Origin of the sequence: Streptomyces sp. NPDC000983 (assembly GCF_040299205.1) — a bacterium.
Lineage (GTDB): Bacteria > Actinomycetota > Actinomycetes > Streptomycetales > Streptomycetaceae > Streptomyces.
This window is the reverse complement of sequence record NZ_JBEPBM010000050.1, coordinates 1-22,579: the sequence shown is the minus strand read 5'-3', so window position 1 is coordinate 22,579 and position 22,579 is coordinate 1. Positions and strand designations below refer to the sequence as shown.

The 22,579-nt window shown below is 74.7% G+C and carries 21 protein-coding genes; 14 read left to right on the top strand and 7 right to left on the bottom strand.

Annotation, left to right across the window (positions count from 1 at the left end; translation table 11 throughout):
* Positions 1-81: 81 nt before the first annotated feature.
* Positions 82-705, bottom strand: coding sequence for an RNA polymerase sigma factor (locus ABT296_RS34120; protein ID WP_351933251.1), 624 nt, complete (start codon positions 703-705; stop codon positions 82-84).
* Between the two features lie 137 nt (positions 706-842).
* Here ABT296_RS34120 and ABT296_RS34115 point away from each other — a divergent pair, with 137 nt between their 5' ends.
* Both ABT296_RS34115 and ABT296_RS34110 read left to right on the top strand, forming a co-directional pair.
* Positions 843-1,826 carry a MerR family transcriptional regulator gene (locus ABT296_RS34115; protein ID WP_351933249.1) on the top strand — a complete coding sequence of 328 codons (984 nt, stop codon included), beginning with the start codon at positions 843-845 and terminating at the stop codon, positions 1,824-1,826.
* Positions 1,827-1,911: 85 nt separating this feature from the next.
* Positions 1,912-2,622, top strand: coding sequence for an SDR family NAD(P)-dependent oxidoreductase (locus ABT296_RS34110; RefSeq protein WP_351933247.1), 711 nt, complete (start codon positions 1,912-1,914; stop codon positions 2,620-2,622).
* Positions 2,623-2,668: 46 nt separating this feature from the next.
* Here ABT296_RS34110 and ABT296_RS34105 read toward each other — a convergent pair whose 3' ends face one another.
* From ABT296_RS34105 to ABT296_RS34085, 5 genes are all read right to left on the bottom strand, one after another.
* Positions 2,669-4,168: a cryptochrome/photolyase family protein gene (locus ABT296_RS34105; RefSeq protein WP_351933245.1), complete on the bottom strand. Its 1,500-nt coding sequence runs from the start codon at positions 4,166-4,168 to the stop codon at positions 2,669-2,671.
* A 16-nt stretch (positions 4,169-4,184) separates the two neighbouring features.
* On the bottom strand, positions 4,185-5,555 hold the full coding sequence (locus tag ABT296_RS34100; protein WP_351933243.1) for a cryptochrome/photolyase family protein: 1,371 nt from the start codon (positions 5,553-5,555) through the stop codon (positions 4,185-4,187).
* A 38-nt stretch (positions 5,556-5,593) separates the two neighbouring features.
* Positions 5,594-7,165 (bottom strand): SDR family oxidoreductase, encoded by a 1,572-nt coding sequence (locus tag ABT296_RS34095; RefSeq protein ID WP_351933241.1) that lies wholly within the window; start codon positions 7,163-7,165, stop codon positions 5,594-5,596.
* A 448-nt stretch (positions 7,166-7,613) separates the two neighbouring features.
* Complete coding sequence (locus ABT296_RS34090; RefSeq protein ID WP_351933239.1) at positions 7,614-8,507, bottom strand: SDR family oxidoreductase; 894 nt, start codon at positions 8,505-8,507, stop codon at positions 7,614-7,616.
* A 75-nt stretch (positions 8,508-8,582) separates the two neighbouring features.
* Positions 8,583-10,712 (bottom strand): MMPL family transporter, encoded by a 2,130-nt coding sequence (locus ABT296_RS34085; protein WP_351933237.1) that lies wholly within the window; start codon positions 10,710-10,712, stop codon positions 8,583-8,585.
* A 74-nt stretch (positions 10,713-10,786) separates the two neighbouring features.
* Between ABT296_RS34085 and ABT296_RS34080 the strand changes: the two genes are divergently transcribed.
* The 4 genes from ABT296_RS34080 to ABT296_RS34065 all read left to right on the top strand — a co-directional run bounded on the left by ABT296_RS34080 (position 10,787) and on the right by ABT296_RS34065 (position 14,250).
* Positions 10,787-11,284, top strand: coding sequence for a MarR family winged helix-turn-helix transcriptional regulator (locus ABT296_RS34080; protein ID WP_351933235.1), 498 nt, complete (start codon positions 10,787-10,789; stop codon positions 11,282-11,284).
* Positions 11,285-11,345: 61 nt separating this feature from the next.
* The gene (locus ABT296_RS34075) at positions 11,346-11,909 is read left to right on the top strand and encodes a DUF4383 domain-containing protein (RefSeq protein ID WP_351933233.1); all 564 of its coding nucleotides are present in this window, start codon (positions 11,346-11,348) and stop codon (positions 11,907-11,909) included.
* A 123-nt stretch (positions 11,910-12,032) separates the two neighbouring features.
* A complete protein-coding gene (locus ABT296_RS34070; RefSeq protein WP_351933231.1) occupies positions 12,033-12,932 on the top strand; it encodes an oxygenase MpaB family protein in 900 nt (299 codons plus the stop codon).
* An 88-nt stretch (positions 12,933-13,020) separates the two neighbouring features.
* Positions 13,021-14,250 carry an NAD(P)/FAD-dependent oxidoreductase gene (locus ABT296_RS34065; protein ID WP_351933229.1) on the top strand — a complete coding sequence of 410 codons (1,230 nt, stop codon included), beginning with the start codon at positions 13,021-13,023 and terminating at the stop codon, positions 14,248-14,250.
* 435 nt (positions 14,251-14,685) lie between these two features.
* Here ABT296_RS34065 and ABT296_RS34060 read toward each other — a convergent pair whose 3' ends face one another.
* Positions 14,686-16,710, bottom strand: a complete 2,025-nt coding sequence (locus tag ABT296_RS34060) for a hypothetical protein (RefSeq protein WP_351933227.1) — start codon at positions 16,708-16,710, stop codon at positions 14,686-14,688.
* Positions 16,711-16,923: 213 nt separating this feature from the next.
* On the opposite strand from ABT296_RS34060, the gene ABT296_RS34055 reads away from it, so the two are divergent.
* The 8 genes from ABT296_RS34055 to ABT296_RS34020 all read left to right on the top strand — a co-directional run bounded on the left by ABT296_RS34055 (position 16,924) and on the right by ABT296_RS34020 (position 22,466).
* Positions 16,924-17,070, top strand: coding sequence for a hypothetical protein (locus ABT296_RS34055; protein ID WP_351933225.1), 147 nt, complete (start codon positions 16,924-16,926; stop codon positions 17,068-17,070).
* 161 nt (positions 17,071-17,231) lie between these two features.
* Positions 17,232-19,067: a SpoIIE family protein phosphatase gene (locus ABT296_RS34050; RefSeq protein WP_351933223.1), complete on the top strand. Its 1,836-nt coding sequence runs from the start codon at positions 17,232-17,234 to the stop codon at positions 19,065-19,067.
* Complete coding sequence (locus ABT296_RS34045; protein ID WP_351933221.1) at positions 19,064-20,155, top strand: cobalamin B12-binding domain-containing protein; 1,092 nt, start codon at positions 19,064-19,066, stop codon at positions 20,153-20,155. The genes ABT296_RS34050 and ABT296_RS34045 overlap by 4 nt, the downstream gene beginning before the upstream one ends.
* Positions 20,152-20,559, top strand: coding sequence for an STAS domain-containing protein (locus tag ABT296_RS34040; RefSeq protein ID WP_351933219.1), 408 nt, complete (start codon positions 20,152-20,154; stop codon positions 20,557-20,559). Before ABT296_RS34045 ends, ABT296_RS34040 begins: the two co-directional genes overlap by 4 nt.
* A 159-nt stretch (positions 20,560-20,718) precedes the next feature.
* On the top strand, positions 20,719-21,081 hold the full coding sequence (locus tag ABT296_RS34035) for a hypothetical protein (RefSeq protein ID WP_351933217.1): 363 nt from the start codon (positions 20,719-20,721) through the stop codon (positions 21,079-21,081).
* Between the two features lie 96 nt (positions 21,082-21,177).
* Entirely contained in the window at positions 21,178-21,642 is a 465-nt protein-coding gene (locus tag ABT296_RS34030) for an SRPBCC family protein (protein WP_351933215.1), read from the top strand.
* Positions 21,639-21,977, top strand: coding sequence for an ArsR/SmtB family transcription factor (locus tag ABT296_RS34025; protein ID WP_351933213.1), 339 nt, complete (start codon positions 21,639-21,641; stop codon positions 21,975-21,977). The genes ABT296_RS34030 and ABT296_RS34025 overlap by 4 nt, the downstream gene beginning before the upstream one ends.
* A 48-nt stretch (positions 21,978-22,025) precedes the next feature.
* A complete protein-coding gene (locus ABT296_RS34020) occupies positions 22,026-22,466 on the top strand; it encodes an SRPBCC family protein (RefSeq protein WP_351933211.1) in 441 nt (146 codons plus the stop codon).
* The last annotated feature ends 113 nt before the right edge of the window (positions 22,467-22,579 follow it).

Below are 22,579 nucleotides of genomic sequence, written 5' to 3'. Positions count from 1 at the left end.
CCTTCGAGGAGACCGCCCGCCGGTCGCGGGCGTCGTTCGTAGTTCCGGCGCACACGGGCCCGCGGATGCGCCGGGCGGAAGTCAGACGGCCGCGGTGTCGGCGTGCGACTGTTCGAGGGCCACGCGCAGCCGGTGCAGGCCGCGGCGGGCGTGGCTCTTGACGGTGCCCAGCGGCATACCGGTCCGCTCCGCGATCTGGGTCTGGGTCAGGTCCTCGTAGAAGGCGAGGCCCAGGACCTCGCGCTGCTGGCGCGGCAGCCGGCCGAGTTCGTCGAGCAGGACGATCCGGTCCAGGATGTCGTCGGGGACCGGCGCCTCGGGGTGAGGGCCGTCCGCCCGGTGGGCGGCGGCGTCGACCAGGTGCAGGCGCCGGGTCCGCGCGGCGAGCGCGTCGACGATCTTGCGGCGGGTGATGCCGACGAGCCAGGCGCCCAGCGGGCCCCGCTCGGGGTGGAAACCGGCCCGGCCGCGCCAGGCGCCGATGAACACCTGCTGGGTGACGTCATCGGCCTCGTGCGTGTCGCCCAGTGAACGGGTGGCCATGGTGTGGACCAGGCCGCCCCAGCGCCGGTAGATCGCCGCGAACGCCTCTTCGTCGGCCGCCCGCAGCCCCCGGGCCAGCTCGTCCTCGACGAGGGCCTCCCGCGGCGGCGGGGCGTCGGCCGGCGCCAGGACCGAGGGGGCGGTGGTGGTGTGCGTGTTCATGGCCGGTTCCTCCTGCCATCGATGTGCGGCGGGGACGGAAGGCCGTCCGGCGACGTCTGGGGCCCAGTCTTGGAACCTGAAACGACGCACACAACATGCGTCGGTTGTGCGTCGCTTCTTGGCCGTACACTGACGCCATGGACACCTACCGGGCCGAAGACGAGGACACGGGCTCGCAGGCCGGGCTCACCACGGGCGAGGTCGCCAGACGCCTCGGCGTGGCGCCGACCACCGTCCGCTCGTGGGACCGGCGCTACCGGCTCGGACCCGACGCGCACACGGGCGGCAAGCACCGCCGCTGGACCACGGCCGACGTCGCCCGGCTGGAGCGGATGTGCGCGCTGACGGCGACCGGACTCGCGCCCGCCGAGGCCGCGCGGCTGGCCCTGATCGGAGAGCGGCCCGACACCGGCCGGACCCGCCGCCCGGCCACCGCTCCCACGCCGGATGCGGCCCAGGGGACCGGCGGCGGCATGCAGCTGGGCGACTCCCGGCAGGAGGCCAAGGGCGTCGCCCGCGCGGCCCTGCGCCTGGACGCCGTCGCCCTGGACGAACTGCTCGCGGCGGCGATCGACGAACACGGCCTGATCGCCGCCTGGACCGAGGTCATCGTGCCCACGCTCCAGGCGGTCGGCCGCAAGTGGGAGCGGTCCGGCGAGCGGTACGTCGAGGTGGAGCACTTCCTGTCCTGGCACGTCTCCTGCGCGCTGCGCCGGGTGGCGCCCTGCGCGATCGCCGACCGCCCGGGCGCGTTGACGCTGCTCGCCTGTGTGCCGGGCGAGAACCACACCCTGCCGCTGGAGGTGCTGTCCGCGGCGCTCGCCCAACGCGACATCCCGGTACGGATGTTCGGCGGCGCCGTACCCGTGGAGTCGCTGGTGGCCGCGGTGCGCAGGACCGGACCGGCCGCGGTGGGCCTGTGGGCCCAGTCCCGCACCACGGCGAGCCGGCCGCTGGCCCAGCACGTCGCCGCCATGGAGTGGGGCGTGCGCGGGGCCCGCCGCAAGCCCGTCGTCATGGCGCTCGGCCCCGGCTGGGCGGGCCAGACCGTGGCCGGGCTGCGCCGCCCCACGGGCCTCGCCGAGGCCGTAGCCGCGGTGGAGGCGCTGGTGCATCCGTGAGCGCGCGGACCGCCGAAAGGACAGCGCGGGGTGGACACGGCGCCGGTCCCCGCCGGTGGCCGGGGCGAGAGCGACGGAGCGAAGCGTGGACATCGACGGCGCGCGCGTGCTGGTGGCCGGAGCCACCGGCGAGCTGGGCACGGCCCTCACTGCCGAGCTGGCCGGGCGCGGAGCGCGCCCGGCACTGGCCGGCCGCTACCTGAGCCGTTTGGCCCGGGCCGCCCGGGACCGCCCCGGGGCGCCGACGGCCGTCTTCGACGCGTACGACCCGTCCTCCTGCGCACGCGCCGTGCACCGCGCGGCCGCCGAACTCGGCGGCCTGGACGCCGTCGTCACCGTGTTCGGCACCGTCGCCTTCGGCGGCGCCGACGAGGTCGGCGACGAGGTGGCCGAGCACCTGATGGCGGTGAACTTCCTCGCGCCCGCCGCGTTCTTCCGCGCCGCGCTGGGGGTCCTGCGGCCCGGCTCGGTGATCGCCGCCGTCACCGGCGTGGTCGCGGAGCGGCCCCAGCCCCGGATGGCGGACTACAGCGCGTCCAAGGCGGCGCTGAGCGCCTGGCTGCACGCGGTGCGACGCGAGGCACGCGGCGCGGGCATCCGGGTCCTGGAGGTCCGGCCGGGCCATCTGGACACCGGGTTCGCCCAGCGGGCCGTGGCCGGCACACCGCCGCCGCTGCCACCCGGGGGCGATCCGCGCCGGATCGTGGCCGCGGTGGTGGACGCGCTCACCGACGACACGGAACTGGTGCGCACCGCACTGGACGGAACACCGGTCGCCGAGCGCCGCGCGCGCTGAACCCCGCGCATGGCCGCGGCTCGTCCGCCTGCGCCGACCTGCCGCCTCACGGCGGCGAGTCCCCCAGCGCCCGCTGCCGCCGGCGGACCTCCGCCAGGTCCCCGAGCCGGTCCAGCTGCCGTACCGACTGCACCGTGCGGTGGTTGCGGGCGAGCCGCGCCCGGTGCCGGTCGACGAAGGACCAGTAGCCCACGGTGTACGGGCAGGCGCGCTCACCGGTCCGGTCGCCGGGCCGGTACGGGCACGGGCCGCACAGGTCGCTCATCCGGTTCAGGTAGGCGCCGCCCGTCGTGTACGGCTTGGTGGTCATCCGGCCGCCGTCGGCGTACTGGGACATGCCGACGACGTTGGGCACCATCACCCAGTCGTAGCCGTCGACGAAGTTGCGGTGGAACCAGTCCGTGACGGCGGCCGGGTCCCAGCCGCGCTGGAGGGCGTGGCCGCCCAGCACCATCAGCCGTGGGATGTGGTGGGTCCAGCCGGTGTCCCGCACCTGGGCCAGCACGGTGCTCAGGCAGCGGGCCCGCACCGCACCCGCGTCGAGGTCGTTCCACCAGTCGGGCAGCGCGGCGGTGTGGCCCAGCGCGTTCCGGTCGCGGTACTGCTCCCCGAAGTACCAGTAGAGCTGCCACACGTACTCGCGCCAGCCGGCGATCTGGCGGACGAACCCCTCCACGCTGTTCAGCGGCGCCAGCCCGTCGCGCCACGCCGACTCGGCCCGTTCCACGCACTCGGCGGGGTCGAGCAGGCCCAGGTTGAGCGGGGCGGACAGCAGGCTGTGGCTCAGCACGGGATCGGCGGCGAGCACGGCGTCCTCGTAGGGGCCGAAGGTGCTCAGCCGGTGCTCCACGAAACGCTTGAGGGCGGCCCGCGCCTCGGTCCGGGTGGCGGGGAACAGCCGGGGGCCGTCGCGGCCGGTGAAGGAGACGTCGCCGTCCTTCTCCCAGCGGTCGAGGTCACGGCGGACCTCCTCGTCGATCTCGTCCTCCTGCGGCCGGTAGGGGCGCGGGACGTCCAGGACGGCGGAGTCCCGCGGCGGAGGGCGGCGGTTGTCGTGGTCGAGGTTCCAGCGGCCCCCGGCCGGTTCGTCGCCGTCCATGAGCAGTTCGTGCCCGCGCCGCACCCAGCGGTAGAAGTCCTCCTGGCGCAGCCGCTCACCGCCCCGCCCGTCCGCCCACGCGGCGAAGTCCCCGAGGGGCACCAGGAATCCGCGCGCGGGCCCGACGGTCACCCGGGGCAGCGAGCACACCAGCCGCAGCGCCGCGTACGACGTGGGGTGGTGGACCGTCACCGGGGAGTCGCCCGCGGCGCGGGCCAGCCCCTCGCGGTAGGTGTCCGCGCGCACGTAGGTGACGCGGTCGCCGAGTTCCGCCGCCCGGTGCCGCATCGCGGAGAGCACCAGATGCGCCTTGGCGCGGTGGAAGCGGCGGCGCCGGAACACCGACCGGGCCTCGATCATCAGCAGCGGTGTGTCGCGGGCGGGCCCGCCGTCGTCGGAGGGGCGGGTGAAGTGCGGTCCCAGCTGGTCGCCGAAGAGCCAGTGCATGGCGTGTGTTCCTCCGTCAGGCCCGGCCGCGGGCCTGCTTGAAGCGGTCGAGCCCGTCGCCGAGGTCGATCAGCGGCTTGGGGTAGTCGACCCGCTCGTCCTCGGGCAGCCGCCACGGCTCGTGGACCGCCCCGCCCGCCACCTCGCCCAACTCCGGTACCCAGCGCCGTACGTACGCGCCCCGCGGGTCGAAACGCTTGCCCTGGACGACCGGGTTGAGGACCCGGTTGGGCCGGGTGTCGGTGCCGGTGCCCGCCACCCACTGCCAGTTGAGCTGGTTGTTGACGATGTCACCGTCGACCAGCAGGTCCAGGAAGTGGCGGGCGCCGATCCGCCAGTCGACGTAGAGCGTCTTGCTCAGGAAGCTCGCCGCCAGCAGCCGGGCCCGGTTGTGCATCCAGCCCTCGTGCAGCAGCTGCCGCATGGCCGCGTCGACGACCGGGTAGCCGGTCCGGCCCTCCCGCCACGCGGCGATGTCCTCGGCGGCGTCCTCCTCGGAGCGCCAACGGTCCTGCCGCGAACGGTAGTCGGCCGCGGAGGCGTCCGGCCGGGCGGCCAGCACCTGGTGGTGGAAGTCGCGCCAGCACAACTGCCGTACGAACGCCTCCGCGCCCTGGCCCGCGTGGGCGTGCCGGGCGCGGTGGACGACCTCCACCGGGGAGAGCGCGCCGAAGTGCAGGTAGGGCGAGAGCCGTGAGGTCGCGTCGCCCGCCATGTCGTCGTGCCGGTCCTCGTACTCGGCCAGGTGGTGACGCACCCACCGCGAGAGGCGGTCGCGCCCCGCCGTCTCGCCGCCGACGGCCAGCCCCGGCGAGACGTCCTCCAACTCCTCGCGGGAGGGCACCGGTTCGCTCTCGACCGTGTCGGGGACGCGCACGGTGCGTGGCGCCGGGCAGACGTCCCGCAGCCGCTCCTGCGACCAGCGCCGGAAGTACGGGGTGAAGACGGCGTAGTGGTCGGAGCCGGCCGGGGTGACCGCGCCGGGCGCGACCGCGGTGACCACCGTGTCGTGGACCCGGAGTTCCACGTCCTGCCGGCGCAGCCCCTCGCGCAGCCGCTCCTCCCTGCGGTGGGCGTAGCCGGTGACCCCGGCGGCCATGTGCACCTCCGTCGCCCCGCACTCGGCGGCGACGGCACGGACCTGCCGCACGACCGGCCCCGAGCGCACCACGAGCCGTCCGCCCCGGTCGCGCAGGGCCGCGTCGAGGTCGGTCAGACAGTCGGCGAGGAAGGCGGCCCGGTTGGGCGCGTCGAACCCGGCCTCGTGGATACCGGTGTCGCGGACGAACAGCGGCACCACTTCGTCCGCCGACCGCAGCGCCGCGCGCAGCGGCGGATGGTCGTGCACACGCAGGTCGGAGGTGAACAGGACGACCGCGACGGTCATATGAGGCTCCTGAAGGGGCGATGCGGTTCCCAAACCTTCTATTGCCGCACTCTTCGGTCGTCGTGCGGCGGCCGGATGCGGGACGGTTGCGCCGGCCCTCCGCGTGCGCTCATCCCTTTGGCGGCCGCCTGGGTGATGTTGCGGGCCATCCCGCCGAAGACGATCGCGTGGAAGGGGGAGACGGCCCACCAGTAGGCGTGGCCGAACAGCCCGCGCGGGTGGAACAGCGCGCGCTGCCGGTAGCGGGTGCCGCCCTCGTCGTCGGCCTCCGCGTACATCTCCAGCCAGGCCAGGCCGGGCAGCCGCATCTCCGCCCGCAGGCGCAGCAGGCGCCCGGGCTCGATCTCCTCGACCCGCCAGAAGTCCAGCGAGTCACCGACCCGCAGCCGTTCGGCGTCGCGCCGCCCGCGGCGCAGTCCGACGCCGCCCACGAACCGGTCCAGCCAGCCGCGGACGGCCCAGGCGAGCGGGAAGGAATACCAGCCGTTGTCCCCGCCTATGCCCTCGATGACCTTCCACAGCGACGCGCGGGGCGCGTCCACCGACAGTTGCCGTTCGTCCTCGTAGAGGCTGCCGCCGGCCCAGTCCGGGTCGGTGGGCAGCGGGTCGCTGGGCGCGCCCGGGACGGCGGCGGAGGACCAGCGGGTGGCGACCTGCGCGTCCCGGACCCGGCGCAGGGCCAACTCCAGGGCCTCGTCGAAGGGGAGCGGGCGGCCCGGCAGGTCGGGCACGTACCGGGCGATGTCGTGTTCGCGGCACACCACCTCGTGCCGCAGCGACTCGGTGAGCGGCCGGGCCAGCGAGGCGGGCACCGGCGTGACCAGGCCGACCCAGTGACTGGACAGACGGGGGGTGAGCACCGGAACCGGCACGATCACCCGGCGCCGCAGCCCCGCGACGGCGGCGTAACGGCACATCATCTCCCGGTAGGTGAGGACGTCCGGCCCACCGATGTCGAACGCGCGGTCGACATCGTCGGGGAGACCGGCACAGCCGACGAGGTAGTGCAGCACGTCCCGCACGCCGATGGGCTGGGTCCGGGTGTGGACCCAGCTCGGGGTGACCATCACGGGCAGCCGTTCGGTGAGGTAGCGCAGCATCTCGAACGAGGCCGAGCCGGAGCCGATCACGACGGCGGCCCGCAGTACGGCGGCGGGCACCGGCGAGTCCAGGAAGATCCGGCCCACCTCGGCGCGGGACCGCAGATGCGGCGAGAGCGCGTGCTCGGGGACGCCTTCCGGGGTGAGCCCGCCGAGGTAGACGATGCGGCGTACGCCCGCGGCGCGCGCCTGCTCGGCGAAGATCCGGGCGGCCCTGCGGTCGGTGTCCTCGAATCCGGAACCGCTGCCCAGCGCGTGCACGAGGTAGTACGCGACCTCGACCCCGCGCATGGCCGCCGCCACCGACTCCTCGTCCGTGACGTCGCCGCGGACCGTCTCGGCGTCGCCCGCCCAGGGGTGGTCGCGCAGTTTGCCGGGGGAGCGGGCCAGGCATCGCACCTGGTGACCGGCGTCCAGCAGCTCCGGCACCAGCCGTCCGCCGATGTATCCGGACGCCCCGGTCACCAGGCATCGCAGCGGCCTGCCGGCGCGCTGTCCGTCCGTGCTCATGACCCTCCTCCACGCTGTCGGTCGGCTGCCGTCCGGGGCCGCCCGCTCACGGCGGCGGACTCCGCGGACCGCGGGGGCGGCCACCGTCCTGCGGCGGCCGGTCCCCGCGCGGCGCGCATCCCCTGCGCACCGGGATCGGCGCCCGCCCCCGGGCGGGTACGGCTTCCCTCCGCCATGGGGGTCCGGAGGGCGGCCGGGTGCGCCGTCCCGATGCGACTACTTCTCATCGGGCACCGCCGACGGATGCGCGCGGCGGGGTACCGGGCGTGAAGGCGGGTGCGCGGCCGTTCACCGGGTGGGAGCGCTCGGGTCCGCCGTCCCGTGGGCGCCGGGACCTCGGTAGCGGGCGTGAACCCGCGTGCGCGGCCGTTCACCGGGCCGGAGCGGGGTCCGCCGCCTGGGGGGTGCGGGACGCGGGTGCGGGGCGTGAACCCGCGTGCGCGGCCGTTCACCGGGTCGGTGCGTTCGGGTCCGCCGTCTGGTCGGCCCGGCCTCCGGGGCCGAGCAGCCCGGTGGCGGTGAACGGCTCCGCCGCGGCGAGGCGGGGCAGTTCGCGGCGCGACAGCTCGGTGACGACGGCCGGCATGGCGGCCCGCACCAGCTGGGCGGCCCGCAGCCAGCCGGGCACGTACACCGTCGGGCGGCGCCGCTCCACCGCCGTGACGAGCCGGTCGGCCACGTACGACACCGGGTAGACCTTGCGGGCCGGCGGCGGCATGTGGCCGCGCAGTTCGCGCAGGACGGCGTACCGGTCGGCGTCGCGGACCATGTCGGTGTCGGTCCAGTTGATGTAGGCGATCCCCACGCCGACGTGCCGGTGGGCGACCTCGGCCTGCAGGGCGTGGGCGAAGGACTCGACGCCGGCCTTGGAGGCGCAGTAGGCGCTCATCATCGGGGCGGCCCCGATGGAGGCCAGTGAGGCGACCTGGAGGAAGTAGCCGCGGGTGTCGAGCAGGTCCGCCAGGAAGGTCCGCGCGGTGATGGCGCTGCCCACGAGGTTCACCTCCACGACCCGGCGCCAGACCGCGAGATCGGCCTCCGCGAACGGTCCCCCTTCGGCCACGCCGGCGTTGGCGATCACCACGGAGGGCGGCCCGAACCGGGCCCGGATCTCGGCACCGGCGCGGAGCATGCCGCGTTCGTCGGTGACGTCGACCTCCCAGCACGCGGACTCGCCCGGGAGGGAGTCCGCGACCTCGGCCAGGGTCCGTTCCTCACGGCCGAGCAGCGCCACCCTGGCGCCGCGCCGTGACAGGTCCCGGGCCAGCCCGGCCCCGAGGCCGCGGGCCGCGCCGGTGACGACGGCGGTACGGGAGTGCAGGGGGCCGCGGTTGACCGGCATGGGAGTTCCTCTCCGGGAAGGCGCTGGCCCGGCCCACGCTAGACGTGGACCGGGCCGTCGGCACTCCGGCGGAGGCTAGACCGGGTCACCGACCGGGGACTCGGTGCTCGTCCGGGCCGGGGTGTCGGAGTCGTCCTTCCGGCGCGCGAGGGCGCTCGGCCACCACGCCCTCGGGCCGACGTCGATCACCAGGGCGGGCACCAGCAGGGAGCGGACCACCAGGGTGTCCAGCAGCACGCCGAAGGCGACGATGAACGCGATCTGCACCAGGAAGGCCAGCGGGATCACCATCAGGGCGGCGAACGTCGCGGCGAGCACCACACCCGCCGAGGTGATCACACCGCCGGTGGTGGTCAGCCCGCGCAGCACCCCGCGCCGGTTGCCGAGAACGAGGGCCTCCTCCCGCACCCGGGACATCAGGAAGATGTTGTAGTCCACGCCGAGCGCCACCAGGAACACGAAGCCGTACAGCGGTACCGAGGCGTCCGTGCCGCTGAAGCCCAGCAGATGCTGGAACACCAGCGCCGAGACGCCCAGCGTGGCCAGGAAGTTGAGCGCGACCGTCGCCACCAGCAGCACCGGGACCAGGACGGACCGGAGCAGGAGCATCAGGATCACCAGGATGATCGCCAGCACGACCGGCACGATGACCGTGCGGTCCCGGGCGGCGGTCTCCTGGGTGTCGAACTGCTGTGCCGTGGAGCCGCCGACCAGCGCGTCCGCGCCGCTCACGGCGTGCACCCGGTCGCGCAGCCGCTGGACCGTCTCCTTGGCGGCGTCGCTGTCCGCGGCCGCCTCCAGGGTCGCGTCGATACGGACCCGTCCGTCCACGACCAGCGGTTCGCCGGCCCCGGGCCGTCCGGAGACGGAGACCGCGCCGGCCGAGGCGACACCGGGGGTGTCCTCGGCCGCCTTCGTCACCTCGGCGGTGCGGTCGGCGTCGGCGATGATGACCGCCGGGTTGCCGGAGCCGCCGGGGAAGTGCTCGCCTAGCGTCCGCTGGGCGGAGACCGACGGCGCGTCGTTGACGAAGATCTCGTCGAGCGGCACGCCCTTGGAGGACAGGGCGGGGGAGAAGGCCGCGAAGACGCCGAGCACCAGCGCGGTCACGATCCAGGTCCGCCGCGGCCTGCGGTCCACCAGTGCGGCGACCCGGCGCCACACCCCGCTGCCGCCCTCCTCGGCGGGCTTCGCCTTGGACGGCCAGTACGCGGCACGCCCCAGCAGCGCCAGCACCGCGGGCAGGAAGGTCAGCGTGGACAGCACGGCGCAGGCGATGCCGATGGCGCCGACCGGGCCGAGGGCGCGGTTGTTGGTGAGGTCGCTGGCGAGCAGGGCGAGCAGACCGAGGGCCACGGTGGCGGCGCTCGCGGTGATCGCGCCGAAGGAGCGGCGTACGGCGGCCAGGGCGGCCGCCGCCCGGTCCCCGCTGACGGCGAGTTCCTCGCGGAAGCGCGCGGCGAGCAGCAGGGCGTAGTCGGTGGCGGCGCCGATCACCAGGATCGACAGGATGCCCTGGACCTGGCCGTCGACGCGGACGATGTCCTCCTTGGCCAGCGCGTAGACGACCGCGCAGGCCAGGCCCAGGGCGAAGACGGAGCCCAGGATGATCACGAAGGGCAGCAGCACACTGCGGTAGACGAGCAGCAGGATGAGCAGGACCGCGCCGAGCGCCACGCCCAGCAGCAGGCCGTCGATGCCCGCGAACGCCTCCGAGAGGTCGGCCTGGCTCGCCGCGGGCCCCGCGAGCTGAGCCTGCGTACCGGTCACCCCCTCGGCGGCGGTGCGGATCTCGTCCAGCGTCGCGGGGAGCTCCTCCTCCAGGTCCGGCCGCAGCTGGACGACGGCCTGCATCGCCAGGCCGTCCTCGGAGACCAGGGCGGGCGAGGGGCTGCCCACGAGGCCGGGCTCACCGGCGAGCGTGCCGACGGCCTGTGTCGCGGCGGTCTGCTGCTCCTCGCTGATTTGCTCCCCGCCGGCGGTCCAGACGACGATCGCGGGCAGGGTCTCGGACTGGTCGAACGCCTCCCGTTCCTTGAGCACCTGAGTGGACTCGGCGCTCTGCGGCAGGAAGGAGGCCTGGTCGTTGGTGGCGACCTCGCCGAGTTTGCCCGCGTAGGGGCCGAGCGTGCCGCCGACGCCGAGCCAGACGAGCAACAGGGCGAACGGCACCAGCCACCGGGCCCAGCGCGCTGCGATGTTCATGAACGTCCCAAGCGTTGGTGAAATGTGTCAACGACAAAGTATCTCAATGATCGAGCGACTTTATACTTGGGGTCATGAGCTCCCCCGGTACGCCCTCGCCGTCTCTTCTTGGAGAAGACCCGACAGGGTTGCAGTCCTTCGCCGTTCTCCTGCGCCGGATGAACGGCGAGTTCAACCGGATCGCCCAGGAGTTCGCCCAGGCCCACGGTCTGCATCTGACCGACGTCCAGGCGCTCATCGCGATCCTCGACGCCGACCCCGAGGACGGGCCCATGACCCCGGGCCGGCTGCGCAGGCAGCTCAACCTCACCTCCGGCGCGATGACCGCGTGCGTCGACCGGCTCGAACGGGCCGGTCATGTCCGGCGCGTCCGGGCCGACGCCGACCGCCGGGTGGTGCACCTCCACTACGCGGCGGCGGGCAAGCTGCTGGCCCGGGACTACTTCCGGCCGCTCGCCGACAGCACCGAACTGGCCCGCGGTCACTTCACCCAGGAGGAACTGGCGGTCGTCGTGCGCTTCCTGGCCGAGATGAACGGGCAGCTCGGCCTGCTCCGCCGGATCCCCGACTGAGCCGGGGTGATATTCGCGGGGGCATCGCATCCGAATGTCCCCTTCCTGCCGAATTGCGGGCATGAAGCTACGAGACGAACTCCCCGTCGACCACCACCTGGCGGCCGTCTACCGCTACGGCGCCGGGTTCTGCGGACTGGTCCTGCTCACCTTCGCCTGCCTCGGCTTCGCCGACGCCCTCAGCCCCTTCGACACCTCGGGCGACACCATCGCCGGGATGACCACCAACGTGGCCCTGAGCGTCATCTCCGCCGTCGTGGGCGTCGCGCTCCTCGCCGGAGCCGTGATCGGCGGCAACTTCGCCTCCACCCTCAACATGGTCGTCGGCACGCTGTTCGTGTTGAGCGGCTTCGCCCACCTCTTCGTGCTGGACCGCCCCGCCAACTTCCTCGACTTCGGCATGACCAACGTGATCTTCAGCTTCGTGATGGGGCTGTGCATCGCGACCTTCGGCATGTACGGCCGGGTCTCCAGCAAGCTTCCGCACGACAACCCCTACTGGCAGCGCAGGCACCCCGAACAGGCGGCCCGGCAGGCCCCCGCCCTCCCGCCCACGGTGGCCGGGACCCCGGCCCTGGCCGAGTCCACGGCGGCCATCGGGTCCGTACGACGCCCGCGCAAGTGAGGGTCGCCGCACCCCGCCGGACGGGACGGGATCCGGCGGGGGAGGGCGATGACCGGGCCGTGCGAGGGACACTCGAAGGGGCCGGCGCCCCGCGGCGACCGGCGGGAAGGAGGCCACCACTCCATGAGGCTGCTGCCGGACCTCGGCCGGATCCGCGACCAGGCGGGTGAGGCGATCTTCACGCGCGTGGCCGGCCCGGACGGCCCCGCCAACCGCGCGCGCATCCACGGCACGCCGGGACCGCGCTGGTTCGGCCCCGACCGGCCCGTACGCAGGGTCCACGGCGACGCCTCGATGTTCACCGGCGGACTCGCCGCGCTGCTGCTGCAGTCCCTGCACCCGACGGCGATGGCCGCCGTGGCCGCCCACTCCGGATTCCGCGGCGACCCCTGGGGACGGCTCCAGCGCACCAGCACCTTCCTCGCCGTCACCACCTACGGCACCGCCGACAGCGCCCGGCGCGCCTGCGAGCGGGTCAGAGCGGTGCACGAGGCGGTACGCGGCACCACCGCCGACGGCACCCCCTACCGGGCCTCGGACCCCCACCTGCTGTGCTGGGTGCACATCGCCGAGGTCGACTGCTTCCTGCGGGCCCATCAGCGCTACGGCGCCCACCCGCTGGACGACGCGGGACGCGACGGCTACGTCGCCGACATGGCCCGTATCGCCAAAGCCCTCGGCGTGCCCGACCCGCCCGAGGACCACGCCGCACTCGTGCGCCGGCTGGCCGCCTACCGCGGTGAGCTGCGCGCCACGGCCGAGGCCCGCGCCACCACGCGCTTCCTGCTGCTGCGGCCCCCCATCCCGTGGGCGGCCCGGCTGCCCTACGCGGTCCTCGCCGCGAACGCCGTCTCGCTCCTGCCCGGTTGGGCCTCCCGCGAACTCGGCCTGCCCCGCGTCCCGGTCACCGAGGGCCTGTGCGTACGGCCGCTGGGCTCCGCCGTGACCGCGGGTATCCGCTGGGCGATGTCACCCACGCGAGAGCGGGTACAAGCGGGTGATGTCACCCGGTCACCGCAGTAGCCGGTCCCCGCGGCGCGGTAGTGCATCCGCGGGGGACGCGGCCGGTGAAGAGCCGGGAAGCCGTCGGAGTGCCGGAAGAGGTGATGGTGTGTCCGCAGCGGACGTGCTGGTGGTCGGAGCCGGAGCAGCGGGCCTGGCCTGCGCCCGGGACCTGCTGGACGCCGGAGTGGGCGTGCGGGTGCTGGAGGCGTCCGACGACGTCGGCGGGCGGATGCGCGCCGACCGGGTCGAGGGGTTCCTCGTGGACCGCGGCTTCCAGGTCTTCAACACCTCCTATCCGCAGGTCCGGCGCCGGCTGGTGCTGCGGGACCTGAGACTGCACCCCTTCACCCCGGGCGTGCTGGTCCACGACCCGTCGGGCAGGCTGCGGTTCAGCGACCCCACCCGCCGCCCGGGCACCATCCCCGACCTGCTCCCGGGACGCCTCGCGGGCGCCCGCGACATGGCGGCGCTGGGCGCGCTGTGCGCCCGCGACCTGCTGGTCCCGCCCCGCCTGCTGAAGCGCTCGGCGGACGCCACCACCCGTACGGCCCTGGCCCAGGCCGGGATCTCCGAGGAGCTCGTGGAACGGCTCTTCCGCCCGTTCCTCTCGGGAGTCTTCCTGGAGGACGAGCTGGTCACCTCCGGCCGGTTCTTCCACCTGGTGTGGCGGAGCATGCTGCGCGGCACGCTGTGCCTGCCCATGGACGGGATCGGAGCGGTCCCGCGCGCCCTGGCCACCGCGCTGCCGGCCGGCACCGTCCGCCTCGACACGCCCGTGACCGGACTCACCGACACCGGTGTGCTGACCGCCGCAGGCCGGGAACTGCCGGCCCGCGCGGTGGTGGTGGCGACCGGGCCGGGGCCGGTCGCCGAACTGCTGCCCGAGGTCGACCTCCCCGACTACCGGGTGGTGACGACGTACTCGCACGTCGCCCCGCGCTCCCCGCTGGGCGAGCCCACGCTGCTCGTGGACAGCAGGCGCCGCTTCCTCAACACCGTCGTCCTCAGCGACGTCGTCCCCGCCTACGCCCCGGCGGGGCACGCGCTGATCGCCACCTCGGTCCTGGGGCACGACACCGAGGGCCGGGAACGCGGGGTGCGCGAGGCACTCGCCGAGGCGTACGGCACGGACACGGCGGGCTGGGACCTGCTGACGGTCCGTACGGTCCAGGACGCCCTCCCCGCGATGGCCCCGCCGCAGCCGCTCAGCCGCACCACCCGGGTGGCACCGGGACGCTACGTCTGCGGCGACCACCGGGCGACCGGCTCGGTCCAGGGCGCGCTGGCCTCCGGAGCGCGCGCCGCCCGAGAGATCCTCCACGACCTGCGGCGGTGACGCCTCGGCGTGGATACGGCCTCGGCGGGCGCCCGGCGCGGTTACGCACCGGGGCCGCTCGCCCGCCCACGGGCCGCGCGCCGGGGCCGGTAGCCGGTACGGCGACCGGCCCCATGTCCCCGGCCGAGTACAAGTCCCGGGCCGCGCCCTCGCATCGAGCCGGGTGTATGCCTACGCCCCGAGGTGCTCGGCACCTGCGCTCGCGGCCGGTGTCGCACCCGAGCCCCCGGCCGGCCCGCAGCCGAAGCCGCACGCGCGGCCCGGTGACGGTGGTGCTGGTGCCAAGCCGCATCAGAAGCAGAGCTTGCCCGGGATGTCGTCGGCCAGGTGCATCCGCCGAGAGCCTCCACGGCGAAGTGACAGTCGCGGGAGGGACCGGGCTCCCGTCCCGTGACGCCCCCGAGCCGGGGCGGGAGCCCACTTCGCCGGGCGGGGTCAGCGCGGCACCGACCGCACCTCCGCGCCGTCCGGCAGCCTGCCGATGACCTCCGGCAGCCCGTTCCCGGAGTTGCGGGCGGCGAGGAAGGGGCCGTCGGCGGTCGCCTTCAGCGGGCCCTTCGCCTCGACGCGGACCACGGATCTGCTGCCGGCCGCCAGCACGTACGACTGCCCGGACGGCGCCCGCCAGTCGGTGCCGGCCACGACGTCCTGGCCGAACCGGCTGCACTCGGCGGTGTCCTCGCGGACGCCGGCCGAGCGGGCCGCGCCCCGGCCCGCGCCGAGGAACAGGTACTCGACGCGTCCCGGTCCGCGCCAGGTGTCGGCGCGGGCGCACACCCAGGTGGCCCCGCCGGCCCGCTCGGGGAGCTTCTGCTCGGCGAACACCCAGTGGTTGACCGCCCGCACGCCGTGCCCGCGCAGTCCGTCGAGGCGGCAGGCGGTCCGGGCCCACCCCGCCAGGGCGTCGGGGCCGGTCGCCTCACGGGGCGGGCGCGGCCGCTCGCCCGGCGGTGTGAGCGGCATGTAGGTGAGGTGCGCGGGCGACAGGCCGCCGAGGTCGGTCAGCAGGAACGCGTGGTCCTCGACGATGCGCGGCGAGGAGGCCAGCCGCACCACGGGCCAGGACGTGCAGTCGTCCCCGGGCGACGGCACCGGGACCGGGTCGGTGAGACCGCTCGCGGAACGGTTCAGCACGTCCCCCTCGGAGCCCGGCGCGAGCAGGTCCCGTGTGCCGGCCTCGGCGATCCAGGGGGCCAGCAGCAGCCGTACCGACCCCTTCTCGCGGGAGACGACGACCGCGGCGGCGGTCGTCACGTCGGCGCCGTCGGCGAGGGCGGAGTGCAGTTCGGGGGTGCCCTCGCCGCGGGGCGGTTCGGTGTAGCGCACGGTCGTCAGGCCGTCGTGCAGGACGACGACCGCACGGCCGTCGACGTCCCCGGCGTACAGCAGTCTCGGTGCCCGGCCGGTCCCGCTGGACGCCGCTCCGGGTTCCGCGGACCGCCGCCCCGGCCAGGAGGGGTCGGCCCAGGCCCGCAGCGCGCGCTCCAGCAGGGGCCGGTCCTCGGTGCGGCCGCCGCGCGCCGGCCAGGCCGTGAAGTCGACCCGGGCCGTGTCCGCCCAGGCGTCGGCGGGGGTGCGCAGCAGCGCGTCGGCGTCCACCGCGGCCGCCGGCCCGGACCGCTGACCGGCGGTGACGGGGTGGCGTCCGCCGTCCGGGAGGGAGAGCGCGACGCCGCCGGCACAGGCGGCCAGCACCAGCGCGGTCACCGCGGTGCGCACGCGGTGGCGACGGCGCAGCAGGTCCGTGGGCCGTGCGTGCAGCAGGCACGGGTCGAACTCGGGTGCGAGCAGTGCCGCGGACGGCGCCTTCACGTCCGTGCCGGGCGGCGCCCCGGCCCCGGTGTCGGCAGCGCCGTCCTCCGCCCCGGGTTCGGCGACGGCCCCCGGCGCGAGCAGACGCCGTGCGGAGAGGACGGCCGCCTCGGGGCGGTCCGCGCCCGCCGCCCGCAGCACGTCCGCCGTCTCCTCGCCGGGCAGTTCCTCCAGCACGAGGAGGGCGAAGGCCGTCCGTGTCGGCCAGTCGGCCTCGGCGAGGGCGCGGTCCAGGACCATCTCCTCCGTGCCCCCGGACTGCGGGAAGACGCGGAGTCCCCACACGGTCGGCAGCAGGGGGAGCCCGGCCCGCCGGTCCCACGGCCGGGGGACGCGCCGGGGCCGGGAGTCCTGGGCCAGCGCGGCCCGCAGCACCCGCGTACGCAGGGCCCGGTACTCGGCGGAGGTGCCGCGGCCGGGCCCGCCCGGGCCGCGCTGGGCCGGCAGGGAGAGCGCTCGGCGGGGCAGGGCCCGCTGCACCACGCCGTGGGCGGCCAGGACCCGGCGGTGGCGGCCGAGGCCGCGCGGGAGTGTGACGTAGACCAGACGGACCAGCCGGGCGTAGTGCTCCATGAGGGCGGCCTCGGCGCGTTCCACATCGAGCGCGCGCGGGCGGCTGCCGGTGAGTAGGGGCCGACGCAGGGACATGTTGGTTTCGCTCTTCCGGGGGATCGGGCGTGCTGTTCATACGGTCAAACGAGTGATCTTCGATGCCGTCACCCCGGCGGTCCCACCGGGATCCGGGGCACTCGTGAGAGGCGCCGCACACCCGCAGGGATGACTCGGCCGGGCGGGGGTAACCGGCCGGTACGAAGACCGTGCCGCACCGGCGCGGTCGTCGACCGTACTCAGGAGGCAGTCGTGCCAGGCATGTTGGACAGGATCAAGCGGTTCAGCAGGAGTCCGCAGGGGCGTCGTGCCGTGGCGGAGGTCCGTCGTGCCTCCGCCGACCCCAGGCGCCGCGCCCAGGCGCAGCGGCTGCTGGGCAAGTTGCGCGGAAGGCGCTGACGGCCCCGGGCCGTCGAATCTCTGATGTCCCGTCAAGGGGCCGGGGTGTCCTCGCTACCCTCGGCCGCTTGCAGTGGCCGGGCCCCTTGGTGGACGGTGGAACGGTCCTGTACTCGATCAGCAGGAAGGGGGTTGGGCGCGCGACCGGCGCTCCCCTGCCTGTGATTTCCTCTCCCACTCCCGCCTCCGGGCCCGCCTCCGCCCCGCACCTTGCGGCGGGCGGCACCGGCGCCGTCTGGAACGGCGCACCCTGTCCGATTCTGGTGCTCGACCGCGACGGCGGCATCGTCGAACTGAACGACGCCGCCCGCAGACTGCTGGCCGGACCCGACGGAGCCCCCTGGCCAGGCGAAAGCCCCGCACCCGGGGAAGGTCTCGTACCCGGGGAAGCCCCCTGGTCCGGCGAAAGCTCCGTATCCGGGGAAGGCCCCTGGCCCGGCGAAAGTCGCGGACCCGGCCAAGTCCCCGGGCCCGCGTGGACCGCCCCCGAATGGCTGGCCGCCGCCCATCTCAGGCTGCGGCGGCCGGGCGCCGAGGTCCGCCCCGCGCACCCCGTGGCCGGTGCGGTCGCCGACCGCACCTTCAAGGCCCACCCCACCCCCCGCCCGGACGGCGCGGTGATGTGGTGGCTCATGGAGGACACCGATCTCCGGCTCGCCGAACGGGCGCTGGAGGGCGCCCGGGCCCGGTCCGAGGTCCTCACCGAGATCTCCAGCGCCCTGCTCTCCTCGCTCAATGTGGAGCGCTGCCTGGAGGTCACCGCGCGGATGGCGGCCGACCATCTCGCGGACGCGGCCGTCGTGGTCGCGCCCGCCCACGGCCGCCGCTACCCGCTCACCTACGCCCAGAAGGGCGGCCCGGTCTCCGGGACCGCGCTGGAGGTCGACCCCGACGTGGTCCCGGGACTCACCGAGGCCCTCCAGGGGTTCCCGCCGGTGCCCGCCCGCTGGATCAGCCCGGACGCGATCCCCGACTGGGCCGTCCCGCCGGGGTTCGAGGGCTCCCTCGGGTCCGTGATCGTCACCCCGCTGCCGGGCCACGGTTTCCCGGCCGGCGCCCTGATCCTGCTCCGGTCCGGCAGCCACCGCGCCTTCGACGAGGGCGAGGAGGTCTTCGCGCGGCTGTTCTCCGCCCGGGCCGGCGCCGCGCTCTCCGCGGCCCGCCTCTACACCGAGCAGTCCGCCATCACGAGCGCGCTGATGCGTGAACTCCTCCCGCCGACACTGCGGCACGTCCACGGCGTCGGATACGCGGGCCGGTACCGCGCCTCCCACGACCACGAACGCGTCGGCGGCGACTTCTACGACGTCCATCCCGGGTCCGACCCGGCCCAGGAGTCGTTCGCGGTGCTCGGCGACGTCTCGGGCAAGGGGCTGGAGGCAGCCGTGCTCACCGGCAAGATCCGCAGCGTCCTCCAGGCGCTGCTGCCGCTCTCCGGCGACCACCAGAAGGTCCTCGGCCTGCTCAACGACGCCCTGCTCAACTCCCACAGCGCCCGCTTCGCCACCCTCACGCTGGCGTCCGCGCGCCACCGGGCGGGGCTCGTCCACCTCCGCCTGACCAGCGCCGGCCACCTTCCGCCGCTGATCGTGCGCCGTGACGGGAGCGTGGAGGAGGCCGACACCCGCGGGCAGTTGATCGGCGCCATCCCCGACGTCAGCGCCCACACCGCGCGGCTCGCGCTGGCACCCGGCGAGACGTGCCTGCTCTACACCGACGGCATCACCGAGGCGCGCGGCGGCCCGCTCGGCGACGAGATGTACGGCGAGCGGCGGCTGCGCTCGGCGCTGCGGGACTGCGCGCGCATGCCCCCCGAGGCGGTGGTCGAGCGCGTGCACATGCTGGCCGACCAGTGGCTGGGCGGCCGGCACCACGACGACATGGCCAGCCTCGCCATCACCAACCCGGCGGGCAGCCGGGGCCCGCTGACACTCGTCGCGGGACGCACCACCCGCCCCGGCACCGCCGGCGACGGGAGCAGGGAGAGCGAAGCATGACGGACGCGGCACCCGAGGACCCCGAGATCCTGGCCCTGCGGGAGAGACTGTGGGCGGCGGCACTGGACGCCGACGAGACGGGCGCGGTCGACGTCGTGACGGCGGCGGCCCAGGACGGCTGGTCCCCGGAGACCCTCCTCCTCGACGTCGTCGGCGGTGTCCAGCGCAGGGTCGGCGAGGAGTGGGCGGGCAACCGGATCACCGTGGCCGACGAGCACGCGGTCACCGCCGTCAACGACCGGGCCGTCGCCGCCCTGGCGCGGCGCCTGCCCCGTGCCGCCGGCGGCCGCCCCCGGGTGACCGTCGCCTGCGTGGACGGGGAGTGGCACGCCCTGCCGGCCCGGCTGGTGGCGGAGACCCTGCGCTGGCGCGGCCGGGAGGTGGACTTCCTGGGCGCCCATGTGCCGACCGCCCACCTCATCAGCCATCTGCACGCCACCCGGCCCGAGGCGGTCCTGCTGTCCGCGTCGCTGCCCACCCATCTGCCCGCGGCCCACGCCGCCCTGACGGCATGCCAGTCGATCGGTGTCCCGGTCGTCGTCGGCGGAGCGGCCTTCGGCCCCGACGGCCGGCAGGCCCGTGTGCTGCACGCGGACGCCTGGGCCGCGGACGCGCGGGGCGCGGCCGGACTCCTCGACGAGGGGCTGAAGCCCTCGTACGCCTCCGCCGCCCGGCAGCAGGTCGACGACCTGCCCCACCTCGTCGACCAGGAGTACACCCTCATCACCCGCAACCGGCCCGCCCTGGTGAAGCAGACGCTGCACGGTCTGGAGGAGAGGTATCCACGGATGCGGTCGTACAGCCCGGACCAGTACGACCGCACCGCCGAGGACATCGGGCACATCCTCGACTTCCTCGCCACCGCCCTGTACTTCGACGACCGGGACATCTTCCGGCGGTTCGTGACCTGGACCGCCCACATCCTGACCGTGCGCGGGGTGCCGGCGGCCTCATTGGGCCTGGCGCTGAGCGGGCTCGCGGGCCAGTTGCACGAGTTCCCGCGCGCCGAGAGCTTCCTGAACGAGGCCGCCGGGACGCTCGACGCGCTGCCCGATCCGTCCGCACCCGGCGCGGGGGCACGCGCATGAGCACACACACCTCGCTACGGGTCGCCACCCGCGCCACCGGTCCGCACGACCTCGTCGTCACGGTCGGCGGTGACCTCGACTACGACACCGGGGACACCTTCCTGACCCTGCTGGCCTGCGCGCTCGACACGCACGCCCGGGAACACGGGCCGACCCTGCGCCACCTCCACCTGGACTGCGCCGACCTGGGCCTGGTCGACTCCGTGGGCCTGTCCACGCTGCTGATGCTGCGCCGGCGCACCCACCCGGCCGGGATCGCCCTGCACCTGGACAACCGCCCCGAGCAACTGGCGCGGCTGCTCGACATCACCGGGACCGGCGGCTACCTCACCGAGCTCCACGAGCCGAGTGCGCCGGGCGAGGACTGGGAGGCGGACGGTCCCGGGACCGCGACCATGACCTGACCCACGCCCGCGCGGGGCGCCGGTGCCGCGCGCGGGCCGCGTTGTCAGTGGCGTGCGCCAGAATGCGGCGCAGCAAGATCAACACCGGGCCCGTTCGGCGTGGTCGGTGTCCCTTCTCCGCTTGGAAAGGCCGTGCCGATGCCGCTCACCCAGCCTTCCGTGCCGGACACCACCCTCCCGAGGGGCGGGTCCGGCCGTCCGAGACTGCGGACCGCCCCGGTCACCGGGCCGGTCGCCGACGTGCTGCGCATCGTGTCGGACCCCCGCACCCCGGTCTTCGTCACCGCCCACACCGGCGGCCGGCTGCGCTACGGCTACTGGCGGCAGGCCGATCCGGCGGGCCGTGCCGGCGGCTGCTACGTCGCCCTGCCGACGGACGTGTGCGAGGAACTGCGCGCGACCGGCCGCATCGTCCTGGGCGCACCGGTCGCCGATCCGGGCAAGACCACCTACCGGGTCGGCGCCGCCCGGGACCTCGTACGGGCGGCCCCGCCGGCCCGTGCACGAGGACACGCCGCCTGAGACCCACCCGCCCAACAGGCAACCTTCGGTTGCGCATGCGGCATGGCTGCTCTACCGTTACATGCAACCAAAGGTTGCGCATGGCTGGAGAGCGGCATGGAGTACGGCAGCATCGAACGGGAGATCCACATCGCGGCCACGCCCGACGTGGTCTACGAGGTGGTCAGCAAGCCCGAACACCTGCGGGAGTGGTGGCCGGACGAGGCCGACCTCACCCCCGTGCCCGGCGGCACCGGCACGATCACCTTCGGCGACGCGGGCACCCCCGGGTCGCACGTCGTGCCCGTCACCGTGATCGAGGCCGACCCGCCCCGCCGCTTCTCCTTCCGGTGGGTGTACGACGAGGAGCGAGGTGCGGCGCCCGACAACTCGCTCCTGGTCACCTTCGACCTCGTCCCGTCCGGCACCGGCACCCTGCTCCGCTTCTCCGAGACCGGGTTCCGGGAGAAGGGCTGGGAGGCGGCCGTGCTGGAGGAGCAGTACCAGGACCACGTCAACGGCTGGAACCACTTCCTGCCCCGCCTGGTCACCTACGTCGACAAGCTGGTGTCGGCCCCGTGAGCGTCATCGTCGACGACGAGCTCTGGTCGGCCGTGGGGGACCCCACCCGGAGGCGGATGCTCGACCTGCTGCTGGCCGAGGGCGGCGGCACCGCGACCACCCTCAGCGGAAGCCTCCCCGTCACCCGGCAGGCCGTCGCCAAGCACCTCGGGGTGCTGCACCGGGTCGGCCTGGTCCACGCCACCCCGTCCGGACGCGAGCGCCGCTACGAGGTCGACGAGACCCAACTCGCCCGGGCCGTGGCCCAGTTGTCGGCCGTCGGGGCCACCTGGGACGCCCGGTTGCAGCGCATCAAGCGGATCGCCGAGGCGATCCAGCGCCGTCAGGAGAGCTGACCGGCCGCGCCCGCACGCGGGCGCCCGGACCGAGAGAGAGGCAACGAGATGGTGGACATCCTGCACAGGATCGGCGTCACATCGCCCCCCGGCGACGTGTACGACGCGCTCACCACGATCGACGGACTGGCCGACTGGTGGACGCGGGACACCGAGGGCGACAGCGAGGTCGGCGGAGTGATCCGCTTCCGCTTCCTGCCCGGCGGCTTCGACATGAAGGTGCTGGAGACCGCCCCGGCCGAGCGGGTGGCCTGGGAGGTCGTCGACGGCCCCGAGGAGTGGATCGGCACCCGGGTCATCTTCGACCTCAAACAGGAGGACGACTACACGATCGTGCTCTTCCGGCACGAGGGCTGGCGGGAGCAGGTGGAGTTCATGAACCACTGCTCCACCAAGTGGGCGACCTACCTGATGAGCCTGAAGAAGCTCGTCGAGACGGGCAAGGGCGACCCCTCGCCGGACGACGTCCGGATCAGCAACTGGCACTAGCGAAAAGCGGATTGGGGGGGGGGGGGGCGGGGGTGGGGCCGCACGCCGGCGCGAGCACCAGACCCGATTAAAGCGGGTTGGTGCTGAGCGGCGTCCGGGCCGCGGGGGGGGGC

What these genes read in the sequence shown, in the direction of transcription:
- ABT296_RS34120 (WP_351933251.1), bottom strand. Translation starts at nt 705, where the DNA reads ATGAACACGCACACCACCACCGCCCCCTCGGTCCTGGCGCCGGCCGAC.
- ABT296_RS34115 (WP_351933249.1), top strand. Translation starts at nt 843, where the DNA reads ATGGACACCTACCGGGCCGAAGACGAGGACACGGGCTCGCAGGCCGGG.
- ABT296_RS34105 (WP_351933245.1), bottom strand. Translation starts at nt 4,168, where the DNA reads ATGCACTGGCTCTTCGGCGACCAGCTGGGACCGCACTTCACCCGCCCC.
- ABT296_RS34100 (WP_351933243.1), bottom strand. Translation starts at nt 5,555, where the DNA reads ATGACCGTCGCGGTCGTCCTGTTCACCTCCGACCTGCGTGTGCACGAC.
- ABT296_RS34095 (WP_351933241.1), bottom strand. Translation starts at nt 7,165, where the DNA reads ATGAGCACGGACGGACAGCGCGCCGGCAGGCCGCTGCGATGCCTGGTG.
- ABT296_RS34090 (WP_351933239.1), bottom strand. Translation starts at nt 8,507, where the DNA reads ATGCCGGTCAACCGCGGCCCCCTGCACTCCCGTACCGCCGTCGTCACC.
- ABT296_RS34085 (WP_351933237.1), bottom strand. Translation starts at nt 10,712, where the DNA reads ATGAACATCGCAGCGCGCTGGGCCCGGTGGCTGGTGCCGTTCGCCCTG.
- ABT296_RS34080 (WP_351933235.1), top strand. Translation starts at nt 10,787, where the DNA reads ATGAGCTCCCCCGGTACGCCCTCGCCGTCTCTTCTTGGAGAAGACCCG.
- ABT296_RS34075 (WP_351933233.1), top strand. Translation starts at nt 11,346, where the DNA reads ATGAAGCTACGAGACGAACTCCCCGTCGACCACCACCTGGCGGCCGTC.
- ABT296_RS34070 (WP_351933231.1), top strand. Translation starts at nt 12,033, where the DNA reads ATGAGGCTGCTGCCGGACCTCGGCCGGATCCGCGACCAGGCGGGTGAG.
- ABT296_RS34060 (WP_351933227.1), bottom strand. Translation starts at nt 16,710, where the DNA reads ATGTCCCTGCGTCGGCCCCTACTCACCGGCAGCCGCCCGCGCGCGCTC.
- ABT296_RS34045 (WP_351933221.1), top strand. Translation starts at nt 19,064, where the DNA reads ATGACGGACGCGGCACCCGAGGACCCCGAGATCCTGGCCCTGCGGGAG.
- ABT296_RS34040 (WP_351933219.1), top strand. Translation starts at nt 20,152, where the DNA reads ATGAGCACACACACCTCGCTACGGGTCGCCACCCGCGCCACCGGTCCG.
- ABT296_RS34030 (WP_351933215.1), top strand. Translation starts at nt 21,178, where the DNA reads ATGGAGTACGGCAGCATCGAACGGGAGATCCACATCGCGGCCACGCCC.
- ABT296_RS34020 (WP_351933211.1), top strand. Translation starts at nt 22,026, where the DNA reads ATGGTGGACATCCTGCACAGGATCGGCGTCACATCGCCCCCCGGCGAC.